The 13,103-nt window shown below is 63.7% G+C and carries 7 protein-coding genes; all 7 read left to right on the forward strand.

Annotation, left to right across the window (positions count from 1 at the left end; genetic code table 11):
• Window positions 1-180 precede the first annotated feature (180 nt).
• The 7 genes from bcsR (at window position 181) to hmsP (ending at window position 12,894) form a co-directional block, all read left to right on the forward strand.
• A complete protein-coding gene (bcsR, locus tag ACYF6X_RS00590) occupies window positions 181-372 on the forward strand; it encodes a cellulose biosynthesis protein BcsR (protein WP_063989103.1) in 192 nt (63 codons plus the stop codon).
• 3 nt (window positions 373-375) lie between these two features.
• The gene (bcsQ, locus tag ACYF6X_RS00595) at window positions 376-1,116 is read left to right on the forward strand and encodes a cellulose biosynthesis protein BcsQ (protein ID WP_063989102.1); all 741 of its coding nucleotides are present in this window, start codon (window positions 376-378) and stop codon (window positions 1,114-1,116) included.
• A complete protein-coding gene (bcsA, locus tag ACYF6X_RS00600; protein WP_130017543.1) occupies window positions 1,113-3,716 on the forward strand; it encodes a UDP-forming cellulose synthase catalytic subunit in 2,604 nt (867 codons plus the stop codon). Before bcsQ ends, bcsA begins: the two co-directional genes overlap by 4 nt.
• A 62-nt stretch (window positions 3,717-3,778) precedes the next feature.
• Window positions 3,779-6,085 (forward strand): cellulose biosynthesis cyclic di-GMP-binding regulatory protein BcsB, encoded by a 2,307-nt coding sequence (gene bcsB, locus ACYF6X_RS00605; RefSeq protein ID WP_130017542.1) that lies wholly within the window; start codon window positions 3,779-3,781, stop codon window positions 6,083-6,085.
• Window positions 6,086-6,090: 5 nt separating this feature from the next.
• Window positions 6,091-7,203: a cellulose synthase complex periplasmic endoglucanase BcsZ gene (bcsZ, locus tag ACYF6X_RS00610; RefSeq protein ID WP_130017541.1), complete on the forward strand. Its 1,113-nt coding sequence runs from the start codon at window positions 6,091-6,093 to the stop codon at window positions 7,201-7,203.
• Window positions 7,185-10,658 (forward strand): cellulose synthase complex outer membrane protein BcsC, encoded by a 3,474-nt coding sequence (gene bcsC, locus ACYF6X_RS00615; RefSeq protein ID WP_130017540.1) that lies wholly within the window; start codon window positions 7,185-7,187, stop codon window positions 10,656-10,658. Before bcsZ ends, bcsC begins: the two co-directional genes overlap by 19 nt.
• A gap of 229 nt (window positions 10,659-10,887) precedes the next feature.
• A complete protein-coding gene (gene hmsP / locus ACYF6X_RS00620) occupies window positions 10,888-12,894 on the forward strand; it encodes a biofilm formation regulator HmsP (RefSeq protein WP_207221078.1) in 2,007 nt (668 codons plus the stop codon).
• The last annotated feature ends 209 nt before the right edge of the window (window positions 12,895-13,103 follow it).

The raw sequence follows: 13,103 nt of genomic DNA on the forward strand, positions 1-13,103 counted from the left end.
TCTACTTTCGTTGAAAGCCGACTAAAGGCGTTTATATTTAAAGATAGCCATTTTTGCTCTGGCAATAACAAATCTCCGACGCTCCACAACAATATTTGTTGAGAATCATCTTATTGCCTCTCTCTTTTTGTATCGTTGCTATAGTTAATTAACATAGCCTATTTTCGCCAAGGCGGAAAAATGAATAACGCATCCACCCATTTTCGTGCAGCGGCGCCTGGGGAGAGCCAGGATGACCTGCAGGCGCTCAGTCAGGCTTTTTCATTGCCGAAATTAAGCTATGTCGATATTTCGCGGCAGGAGCGGTTAACGCAAATGATGACGCGCTGGCCACTGTTGGCCGAATTGGCGCAGACCACGGGGAGCCACTGATCTATGCCGGTGATCGCGCTGCAAGGGTTGCGGGGTGGAATGGGGACGACGTCGGTCACGGCGGCGCTCGCCTGGGCGTTGCAGCAGCTGGGCGAGTCGGTGTTGGCGATCGATTTCACGTCGGACAATCTGCTGCGCCTGCATTTCAACACGCCGTTCGAGCTGGCGCGCGGCTGGGCCCGCGCAGAGCGGGACGGCGGGCGCTGGCAGGAAGGGGCGCTGCGTTATTGTGAAAACCTCGACTTTCTGCCCTTTGGCCGCCTGAATGCGCTGGAACGGCTGGAAGTGCAGAGTCAGTGTCGGGAGCAGCCGGAACGCTGGCGCGACAACGTGCGCCAACTGATCGCCGGCGATCCGCAGCGCTGGATCCTGCTGGATGTCCCGGTCGGGGACGGCGTTCTGGCGCAGCAGGCGCTGCAGCTTGCCGACAGCGTGTTCGTGCTGTTGAACCCCGACGCCAACTGCCAGGTACGGCTCCATCAGCAGACGCTGCCGAACGACTGCCGTTTCCTGGTCAATCACTACTCCTCCGCCAGCCAGCTGCAGCAGGATCTGCATCAGCTGTGGCTGCAAACCCTGAGCGGTCTGCTGCCGGTGGTGATCCACCGCGACGAAGCGTTGGCGGAAGCGCTGGCGGTCAAACAGCCGTTGGGCGAGTACCGCCCCGAGAGCCTGGCGGCGGATGAAGTGCTGACGCTGGCCAACTGGTGCCTGATCAACCTCAAACGGGGCGTTGCGCCATGAGCCGGGTGCTGAGCCTGCTGCTGGTGCCGCCGGTGCGTCAGGCGGTGCAGACGCGCTACCGCGGCTATCGGCGCAACGGCGCGTCGGCGCTGACCGCCTTTTTCGCCACGCTGCTGGTGGCGTTGGGCTGGCTGCTGCTGCGCTTCGAATCGCCGGCCTGGCAGCGCGTGCGCGCCGGCCGCGCTTATTGGTTCCCGCATCTGTCCGCCGATCGCCCGCGCCCGGCGGATGCGCTGCGTTATCTGCTGCAGGGGCTGTGGCTACTGCTGTTTCGCAGCGGCCGCGCGCCGGTGCAGCGCGACTATTTTGCTGGTTGGCGGCGGCTGCAGCAGCGCTACGCCGACGGGCTGCAAGGCCTGCCGCAACGGCTGAAGAACGCCGGCGTGGAGCAGCGCTCGGTGGAGCGCCTCGGCCGCATGAGCCGCGGTATGCGGCGCGCGCTGTTTATCCTGGTCAGCGTGCTGGCGGCGATCCTCGCCATGCTGTGCATCTCGCAGCCGTTCGATCTGCCGGCGCAGTTCGTGTTCGTTCTGCTGCTGTGGGGGATCGCGATGGTGGTGCGCCGGGTGCCGGGGCGCTTGCCGGGGTTGATGCTGATCGTGCTGTCGCTGACTGTATCCTGTCGCTACTTGTGGTGGCGCTATACCGCCACGCTGAACTGGGACGACCCGCTCAGCCTGGTCTGCGGCCTGTTGCTGCTGGTGGCGGAAACCTACGCCTGGGTGGTGTTGGTGCTGGGCTATTTCCAGACCGTCTGGCCGCTTAACCGCCAGCCGGTGCCGCTGCCCGCCGATAGCGCCACCTGGCCGACCATCGATCTGATGGTGCCGACTTACAACGAAGATCTCGGGGTGGTGAAGCCCACCATCTACGCGGCGCTAGGCATCGACTGGCCGAAAGAGAAGGTGAACATCTATATCCTCGACGACGGCAACCGCCCTGAATTCCGGGCGTTCGCTGACGAAGTGGGGGTGAAATACATCGCCAGGCCGACCCACGAACACGCCAAGGCCGGCAACATCAACAATGCGCTGAAGCAGGCCACCGGCGAGTTCGTGGCGATCTTCGACTGCGACCACGTGCCGACGCGCTCCTTCCTCCAACTGACCATGGGCTGGTTCTTCAAAGACAAAAAGCTGGCGATGCTGCAAACCCCGCACCACTTCTTCTCGCCGGATCCGTTCGAACGCAACCTCGGCCGCTTCCGACAGACGCCCAACGAGGGCACCTTGTTCTACGGGCTGGTGCAGGACGGCAACGACATGTGGGACGCCACCTTCTTCTGCGGCTCTTGCGCCATTCTGCGCCGCAGCGCGCTGGACGAGATCGGCGGCATCGCGGTGGAAACCGTCACCGAAGACGCCCACACCTCGCTGCGCCTGCACCGGCGCGGGCACACCTCGGCCTATATTCGCATTCCGCAGGCCGCTGGGCTGGCGACCGAGAGCCTGTCGGCGCACATCGGCCAGCGCATTCGTTGGGCGCGCGGCATGGTGCAGATCTTCCGGCTGGACAACCCGCTGCTGGGCAAGGGGCTGAAACTGGCGCAGCGCCTATGCTACGCCAACGCCATGCTGCACTTCCTGTCGGGCATTCCGCGACTGATCTTCCTCACCGCGCCGCTGGCGTTTTTGCTGCTGCACGCCTACATCATCTTCGCACCGGCGCTGGCGATCGCGCTTTATGTGCTGCCGCACATGATCCACGCCAGCCTGACCAACTCGCGTATCCAGGGGAAATACCGCCATTCGTTCTGGAGCGAAATCTATGAAACCGTGCTGGCCTGGTATATCGCGCGGCCGACGACGGTGGCGCTGTTCAATCCGCACAAGGGCAAATTCAACGTCACCGCCAAGGGCGGGCTGGTGGAGGAGGAGCACGTCGACTGGGTGATCACCCGGCCTTACATGTTCCTGGTGATCCTGAACCTGGCCGGGCTGGCATTCGGCGTCTGGCGGTTGGCCTATGGCCCGACGGACGAGGTGATGACGGTGATCATCAGCCTGGTGTGGGTGCTGTACAACATGACGATTCTCGGCGGCGCGGTGGCGGTAGCGGTGGAGGCCAAGCAGGTGCGTCAGGCGCATCGCGTGGAAATCGCCATGCCGGCGGCGATCGCGCGCGCCGACGGCCATCTGTATCCCTGCACGCTGCGCGATTACTCCGACGGTGGCGTGGGCATTGAGATGCGGGTGGAAAACGCGTTGAAAGACGGCGACAAAGTCTCGCTGCTGCTCAAGCGCGGCCAGCAGGAGTACAGCTTCCCCTGCGTGGTGACGCGCGCCTTCGGCAACAAGGTGGGGGTGCGCCTGATCGACCTCTCCACCCGGGAACACATCGATTTCATTCAGTGCACCTTCGCCCGCGCCGATACCTGGGCGCTGTGGCAGGACGGGTTCCCTGAAGACCGGCCGATCGAAAGTCTGCGCGACGTGCTGGCGCTGGGCTTCCGGGGGTATGTACGCATGGCGGACTACGCGCCGCCGCTGGTGCGCGGTCTGCTGGTCGGGGTCACGTCGCTGACCGCCTGGGTAGTGTCGTTTATTCCGCGCGGCGTCGGCAGGGATCCGACCTTGGGTCAACAAGAAACAGTGGGTTAGCTGCGAGTTCAACCGCCCGCTCACTCGCCCGGTGAACAGGCTCCAACATTGATGATGATACGATGACGAGAAAAATAACCTGGTTAACTGCTCTGGCCTTAGGCATCAGTACCCTGTCGCAGGCCGAAACCGCCACCGTGCCGACCGTGGCGGCCCAGCCGCCGATCGCCGCGGCGGCCGATACGACAGCCCCGCCACCGCCGGCCGCCGCGCCGCAAGATCCGAATGCGCCGGTGCGCGACGTGTCGCTGTCGTTTGCGCAGATAGCGCCGCCGCCGGGCACCTTTATCCTGCGCGGCACCCGGCCGGACGGACAGATCGAATTCGGCGTGCGCAGCGATGAAGTGGTCTCGCAGGCGATGCTCGATATGGAGTTTACGCCGTCGCCGGCGCTGATCCCGGTGGAGTCGCACGTCAAGGTCTACCTGAACGACGAACTGATGGGTGTGACCACCCTCGCCAAAGAGCAGCTGGGCAAGCCCAATCGCATCCAGATGGCGATCGATCCGCGCTATATCACCGATTTTAACCGCGTCCGGTTGGTGTTCGTCGGCCATTATCAGAACATCTGCGAAAACCCGGCCAGCACCTCGCTGTGGCTAGACGTCAGCAAATCCAGCGCGCTGAAGCTGCGTTTCCAGACGCTGCCGGTGAAAAACGAGCTGTCGCACTTCCCTGAGCCGTTCTTCGACAGCCGCGATAATCGGCCGCTGACGCTGCCGATGGTGTTCGCCGGCCAGCCGGATCTGGCCCAGCAGCGCGCGGCGGGCATTCTGGCGTCCTGGTTTGGCAGCAAGGCACAGTGGCGCGGGCAATCCTTCCCGACGCTGTACAACGCGCTGCCGACGCAGCACGCGGTGGTGTTCGCTACCAACTCGCAGCGCCCGGATTTCCTGCGCGATTATCCGGCGGTCAACGGCCCGACGGTGGAGATGATCAGCCACCCGGACAATCCGTACGTCAAACTGCTGCTGATTCAGGGACGTGACGACAACGATTTGATCACCGCGGTGAAGGGCATCGCGCAGGGCAACATCCTGTTCCGCGGCCAGAACGTGACGGTGGACAAGGTGGAGCAGCTCGCGCCGCGCCAGCCTTACGACGCGCCGAACTGGGTGCGCACCGATCGGCCGATGACCTTCGCCGAGCTGCAGCAATACGCCGAACAGTTGCAAACCAGCGGCATCGAGCCCGGCCCGATTTCGCTGACCATGAACCTGCCGCCGGATCTGTTCCTGATCCGCAGCACCGGCATCGACATGCACCTGAAATACCGTTACACCGCGCCGCGCATTCAGGACGGTTCGCGGCTGAGCGTCAGCCTGAACAACCAGTTCGTGCAGGCGTACTCGCTGGTGCCGGAACACGAGCAGGGCGCGCAGCTGCTGCGCCTGCCGCTGACGCAGGGGCTGCTCGACTCCGACAAGAACGTCAGTATTCCGGCGCTGCGGCTGGGCGCCACCAACCAGCTGCGCTTTGACTTCGATTACACCACGCTGCTGGCCAGCGGCGCGGAAGGGCGCTGCGAAACCTACTCCTTCACGCAAAACCATGCGGTGATCGACGGCGCGTCTACCATCGATTTCTCCGGCTACCGCCACTTTATGGCGATGCCGGACCTGCGCGCCTTCGCCAACGCCGGCTTCCCGTTCAGCCGCCTGGCGGATCTGTCGCAAACGCTGGTGTTGGTGAACCAGAAACCGCAGCCGGCGCAGGTCAGCGCGCTGCTGAACGCGCTGGGGGTGATCGGCGCGCAAACCGGCTACCCGGCGCTGGCCTTCACGCTCAGCGACGACTGGTCGCAGGCCAAGGATCGCGACGACGATATCCTGATGGTCGGCACCATCCCGCCGGAGCTGCGCGACGACAAGAAAATCAGCCTGCTGGTGGACGCGACCCAAAGCTGGGTGAAACAGCCGACGCGGCAGCCGCCGCTGCCCAGCGCGGAAGTGCTGGCAGAAGATACCAAACCGGACAGCAAGACCACCGTCAGCTCCGAGGGGGCGATGTCGGCGATCATCGGCGTGCAGTCGCCGTTTAACGACCAGCGCAGCATCGTGGCGCTGCTGGCGGACAGCCCGCGCGGCTATGAGCTGCTGAACAATGCCTTGCTGGACAGCGGCAAGCGCGCCGCGGTGTTCGGCTCGGTGGCGGTGATCCGCGAATCGGGGGTCAACAGCCTGCGCGTCGGCGATATTTACTATGTCGGCCACCTGCCGTGGTGGGAGCGGCTGTGGTATGCCCTCTCCACCCATCCGGTGCTGCTGGCGGTGATCGCGGTGGTGCTGGTGGTGATCCTGGGGCTGATGCTGTGGCGCGGCCTGAAGGCCTTCAGCCGGCGTCGTCTGGCGCCTGAAGATCGGGATTGACGGCGGTGAGCGCGATGTTGCAACGCCTGTCGCTCGGCATGCTGCTGCTGTGCGCGTTCAGCGCGGTGGCGGCCTGCGAGTGGCCGGGCTGGCAACAGTACAAGCAGTACTACATCAGCCCGCAGGGGCGGGTGATCGATCCGAGCAGCCTGAACAAAATCACCACCTCCGAGGGGCAGAGTTACGGCCTGTTCTTCGCCCTGGTGGCCAACGACCGGCCGACCTTCGATCGGCTGCTGGCCTGGACGGAGAACAACCTGGCGGCGGGCGATCTCAGCGCCCGTTTGCCTGCCTGGCTGTGGGGCGAGAGCGACGACAAGCAGTGGAAGGTGCTGGACGCCAACTCGGCGTCGGACGCCGATCTGTGGATTGCTTACAACCTGCTCGAGGCTGGCCGCCTGTGGAAAAGCCGGCGTTATCAAACCCTGGGGACGCTGCTGCTGCAACGCATCGGCCGCGAGGAAGTGGCCGACATTCCCGGCCTGGGCCTGATGCTGTTGCCGGGCAAAGTCGGGTTCGTGGCGGAAGATCGCTGGCGGTTGAACCCCAGCTACCTGCCGCCGCAGCTGCTGGCGCGTTTTGCGGCGTTGAACGGCCCGTGGCGCGCGATGCGCCAGGTCAACCAGCGGCTGTGGCTGGACACCGCGCCGCACGGTTTCTCACCGGACTGGGTGGTGTGGCGGGTCGGCGCCGGCTGGCAGCCGGATACCGTCAAGCCGAACGTCGGCAGCTACGACGCCATTCGGGTTTATCTGTGGGCCGGCATGCTGGCGGACGACGATGAGTACAAGGCGGCGCTGCTCGAACGCTTCCAGCCGATGGCGCAGCTCACCGCCAAACAGGGCGTGCCGCCGGAAAAAACCGATACCGCCAGCGGCAAAACCACCGGCACCGGCCCGGTCGGCTTTTCTGCCTCGATGCTGCCGATGTTGGTGACGCAGGCCGAGGCGCTGGCGACACAGCGGCAACGCATCAGCGAACATCCGCCGGGTGACGACGCCTATTTCAGCGCCTCGCTGACGCTGTTCGGTCAGGGGTGGGATCAACAACGTTATCGCTTTAATCGTCAGGGTGAATTGCAACCCTCGTGGGACGGCCAATGCACAACTTCAAAATAAACTGGCTGAATTTGATTCCGCTGAGCCTGGCGATGTTGCCGCAGGCGCGCGCTGCGGAGGCTGTGGCGCCGGAACAGTGGTTGCTGGAACAGGTGCGTATTGGCGAGGCCGGCAACAAGGACGATCTGGTGCGCCAGTCGCTGTACCGGCTCGAGCTGATGGATCCGAACAACCCGGACGTGATCGCCGCGCGCATGCGTTTGGCGCTGCGGCAGGGCAACATGGCGCTGGCGCAGCAGCAATTGGACAAGCTGAAAACCCTCGCGCCGCAGTCCAGCGCCTATCGCCAGGCGCAAATGAATATGCTGCTGACGCAGCCGGAAACCCGGCAAAAGCTGCAGCAGGCTCGCCTGATGGCGACCGCCGGCCGGTTGCCGGAGGCCAAGGCGCAGTACGATGCGCTGTTCCACGGCGAGCCGCCGACGCTCGAGTTGGCGGTGGAGTATTGGCGGCTGGTGGCGCGCTTGCCGGGGCAGGAAGCGAAGGCGTTGAAGCAGCTGCAGGCACTGGACCAGCAATATTCCGGCAACGTGGCGCTGCGCATGTCGCTGGCGCGCATGCTGTTCAGTCAGAACCAGGACGCGCAGGCCTATGAACTGCTGCAGAAGATCGCCGCCGATCCGGCCGGGCGCGGCGATGCCGCCGATCTGTGGCTGGATAAGGTCAAAGCGATACCGGTCAGCGCGCAAAGCGTGGCGGCGCTCAACCGTTTCCTCGGCGTGTTCGACACCGGCGATCAGGCGACCAGCGCCCGTGAAGAGCTGGCCAGGCAGCAGAAACTGTTGGCCGATCCGGCGTATCAGGCACGGGTGCGCGGCCTGGCGCAGGTGGATAAAGGCGGCAGCCGGGCGGCTATTCCGGCGTTGCAAACGGCGTTGGCGGCGACGCCGAACGACGCCGAGGTGCTGGGCGCGCTCGGCCAGGCTTATTCGCGCGCCGGCAACCGCCCGCAGGCGCTGAAACTGTTCCGACAGGCGCTGGCCGCCGACAAGAACGGCTACGACAGCGGCAAGTGGCAAAGCCTGATCAAGAGCACCGGCTACTGGCTGGCGATCGACGAGGGCGACAAAGCGCTGAAGGCCGGCAATCTCGCGCTGGCCCGGCAGAAATATCAGCAGGCGCGCCAGCTCGACGACAGCGACGGTGATGCGTTTATCGGCCTGGGCGATGTGGCGGTGGCGAGCAAGGATGACGCCGCGGCGGAAGGATTTTATCAGCAGGCGCTGCGGCGCGACCCCGGCAACGGCAGCGCGCTGCGCGGCCTGGTGAATCTCTATCAACGGCAGTCGCCGGAAAAAGCGCTGGTCTACCTCAACGGCCTGCCGCGTAGCCAACAGGCCAAGCTGCGCAGCACCCTCGACGGACTGCGGCTCGATATGTTGAAGCAGCAGGCGGAGACGCTGGCGGCGCAGCAGCAGTGGCAGCAGGCGGCGGACATCTACCGCCGTGCTCAGTCGATGGATCCCGACGACGTCTGGCTGACCTATCGCTATGCGCAGGCGCTGCGTCAGGCCGGGCAGCCGCAGCAGGCGGACGCTCTGTTCCGGCAGCTGGCGCAGCGTCAGCGTGCCAATCCGCAGCTGACCTACGCCTATGCGCTCTACCTTTCCGGCAGCGATCGCGACGACCAGGCGCTGGCGCAGCTCAATACGCTGCCCGCCGCGCAGTGGAACGACAACATGCGCGAACTGGCGCAGCGGCTGAAAATGCAGGCGGTGATCGCGCAGGCCGAACGGCTGCGGGCGGCCGGTGACGAACCGGCGGCGGAAGCCTATCTGCGCCGTCAGCCGGCGGACACCCGCCTCGATTTGCTGCTGGCCGACTGGGCGCTGGCGCGCGGGGAGTATGCGGCGGCGCTGGATGACTATCAGCGGGTGAAACGGCGTGAGCCGAACAACCCGGATGCACAGCTGGGCGAGATCGAAGCTTATGTGGCGCAAGGGGATCTGGACGCGGCGCGCCAGCGGCTGAAAACCGAACCGCAGCCGCAGGACGCTTCGCTCAACAGCCAACGTCGTGTCGCCAACGCCTGGGGCGCGGTCGGCGATCCGCAGCAGGCCGAAGCTATCTTCGACCGACTGAAAACGGCGGCGGCTTCGGAGCCCGTCGGGCAGACCAAGGCGCTTGTTTACCGTGACGCCGCCCGGCTGGAAAGGGCTCAGCAACAGCCTGAGCGGGCACAGCAGGATTATCGCCAGGCGATGGTAGCCGGCGGCATCACGCCGACGCTGCCGCAGGACAATGACAGCTACACCTATTTGACGCGCAATAATCCGAACGACGACTGGCTGAAACGCGGCATTCGTTCCGACGCCGCGGATCTGTACCGGCAGCAAGACGTGAACGTCACGCTCGATCACGATTACTGGCGCTCGAGCGGCACCGGCGGCATTTCCGACTTCAATGCACACGACACCATGCTGCAGGTGGACATGCCGCTGTATGACGGACGCGCCTTCTTGCGTACCGACACCGTGCAGCTGGATGCCGGGCGTTTCTCGACCGACGGCAGCGGCCACTATTACGAGACTTTCGGTACCTGCAACACGCAAGGGTGCCGCGGCGATGAACACCAGAAAACCACCGGCACCAGCGTGGCGGCCGGCTGGAAAAACGATCGCTGGGCCGCCGATATCGGCACGACGCCGATGGGCTTCGAGGTGGTCGACTGGACCGGCGGCCTGGCCTACAGCGGCGACTGGAACCACATCGGCTGGACGCTGGCGGCTTCGCGGCGGCCGATCTCCAGCTCGCTGCTGGCGTTTGGCGGCGCCAAAGACCCGAATACCGGCATTACCTGGGGCGGCGTGCGCGCCACCGGCGTCAGCCTGAGCGCCAGCTACGATCGCGGCGAGGCGAACGGCGTGTGGGCCGATCTCAGCGCGCACCAGATTACCGGCAAGAACGTGGCGGACAACCAGCGACAGCGGTTGATGGCCGGCTACTACTACAAGCTGATCAACGAAGACAATCGTCGTCTGAGCGTCGGGCTCAATACCATGCTGTGGCACTACCAGAAGGATTTGAGCGGCTATTCGCTGGGACAGGGCGGCTATTACAGCCCGCAGCAATATCTGTCGCTGTCGCTGCCGGTTAACTATCGCCAGCGCACCGAGAACTGGTCGTGGGAGCTGGGCGGTTCGGTTTCGCTGTCCCATTCGAAAACCGACAGCCAGCGCCGCTATCCGCTGCAGGGGCTGATCCCGGATTCACTGCCCGATAAGTTCGCCGTTGAGGACGGCGGCGCCTCGAGCGGCGTCGGTTATACCCTGCGGGCGATCGTCGAACGCCGTCTCAGTTCGCACTGGACGCTCGGCGCCGGTATCGACATTCAACAGGCGAAGGACTATACGCCGAGCCATGCGTTGATTTATCTGCGCTATTCCCTGGCCGGTTGGCAGGGTGATCTCGATTTGCCGCCGCAGCCGCTGACGCCTTACGCCGACTTCAAGTAACCGGGAGGGGAAAGATTCGGAGTGTCGGACGCCGGGGAGTTTTGTTACCCTGTGTCCGGGTCGCGTTTGTTCGCTTTAGGAAAAGACTGAAACCCGCGATTTTCTTGGTTTTGCCTGCGGCATAGCCAGATAAAAACAGCCGATGATCGAGTATACTCAGCCCGGTTCGAGGGGGCGGGTGAGAGTCAGCCCCCTTTTTTGTTTCAGCCCGATTTCACGGAGAGCAGGTTTGCGGGTCAGGCGTTCGTTAACGATTAAGCAGATGGCGACGGTGTCCGGTGTGGCGCTGGTCACGATCTGCATCTTTATCGTGATCCAGTTATTCCACTTTGTGCAGCAGCGCAGGGATGACTACGCCCAGCAACTGGAGAATATCGCTCACTCCGTGCGCCAGCCGCTGGCGGAAGCGGTGCTGCGCATGGACGTGCCGGAAGCCAAAAGGGTGCTGAACACGCTGTTGCCGGTCGGCATTCTCAGCCGGGCGGATATCGTCTTGCCGAACGAGTTTCAGGCGCTGCACGCCAATTTCCCGCCGGAGCGGCCGGTGCCGACGCTGATCGCCCGGCTGTTTGAGCTGCCGATCCAAATTTCCGTGCCGCTCTATTCGCTGGAGCGGGTGCCGGCCAATCAGCAGCCGCTGGCCTATCTGGTGCTGCAGGCCGACTCGTTCCGCATGTACCAGTTTATCCTCAGCATTTTGTCGACCATGCTCTCGACCTACCTGCTGCTGGCGCTGATCCTGTCGGTGGCCATCACCTGGTGCATGAACCGGCTGATGGTGCACCCGCTGCGCGCGATGGCCAAGGAGCTGGAAAACATCTCGCAGGACGAAGCGCCCTATCACCAGCTGATGCTGCCGGCGCTGCACCAGGACGACGAGCTTGGCCTGCTGGTGCGCAACTACAATCGCAATCAACAGACGCTGGCCAAGGCGCATGCCGACATGAGCCGCCTCAGCACCCGCCATCCGGTGACCGAACTGCCGAATCCGGCGTTGCTGAATGCGTTGCTGGAACAGCATATCGCTTCCAGCCTGCGCCCCGAGCGTTTTAACCTGCTGGTGATCGGCATCGAGACGCTGCATGAAGCCTCTGGAGTGATGAGCCCGGCGATGCGTGAAGCGCTGCTGTTGGCGCTGGCGAAGAAGCTGCGCGGCTGCATCGACGAAAACGGCGTGCTGGCACAGCTGAGCAATACCGAATTCGCCATTCTGGCCAAGGGCATCGAGCGGCCGTTCCACGCCATGCAGCTGGCGCGGCGCATCATGGCGGAGATCAACGCGCCGTTGACGCTGGAAGGTCTGGCGCTGCGGCCCAACGCCAGCATCGGCATCGCGCACTACCTCAATCAGGGGGAGAGTGCGGAACAGCTGCTGCGCAGCGCCACCTCGGCGATGATGTCCGCGCACCGCGAAGGAAAAAATCAGATCCTGTTCTTCGAGCCTAGCCTGACGGAACGCACGCAGAAGCGGCTGACGCAGGAGAGCGAGATCCTGCACGCCATCGAACAGCGGCATTTCACGCTGTTCCTGCAGCCGCAGATCGACATGCAGTCCAACGAGGTAATCGGCGCCGAAGCGCTGCTGCGTTGGCAGCAGTATGACGGCAGCTATACCTTGCCGGCCGACGTCATCCCGCTCGCGGAAGAGCTGGGCGTGATTGTGCCTCTCGGCAACTGGGTGCTGGAAGAATCCTGCCGTATCTTGGCGGACTGGCAGCTACGTGGCATTGCGCTGCCGCTGGCGGTCAACGTTTCCGGTATTCAGATGCAGGATGAAGCGTTCGTCCCGCATCTGAAAAACCTGCTGGCGCAGTATCGGATAGACCCGCGCAAGCTGCTGCTGGAGATCACCGAGACGGTACGCATCGACGATCTCGACCGCGCGCTGGCGCTGCTGCGCGAGCTGCACGATCTGGGGCTGTCGATCGCGCTGGACGACTTCGGCATGGGCTACTCCAGCCTGGAGTATCTCAATCGCTTGAAATCCCTGCCGATCGATTTGATTAAAATCGACCGCAGCTTCATTCAGGGGCTGCCGGCTGACGATGCGATGGTGCGCATCGTCAGTTCGATCTCCGAAGTGCTGGCGTTGCCGGTGATGGCCGAAGGCGTGGAAAACGCCGAGCAGCGCGATTGGTTGCTGCAGCACGGCATTCGCAGCGGGCAAGGATTCCTGTTCGCCCGTCCGTTGCCGCGCGAAGCGTTCGAAGCCGAGTTTTGCCGCGCGGCGCCGTAAGCGCCGCGTTTACCTTTCCGGTACTTTTCCCCGTCCGAAAATCGCTATCTCTCCTCTACCTCTTTTGCGTTAGTGCAAACAAAGGCTTACGCAATTTTCAGCTTTGCACCCGGACTGACGCGTTTCAGCTCTTAAATTCACATCAACTCCCAGGGGCGGGTGCAACAAATTATTTCCATGTTGTTAAGTGGGTGTTATTTTCCGCGCAA

This window comes from Serratia sp. ID 25-353 (genome assembly GCF_054792795.1).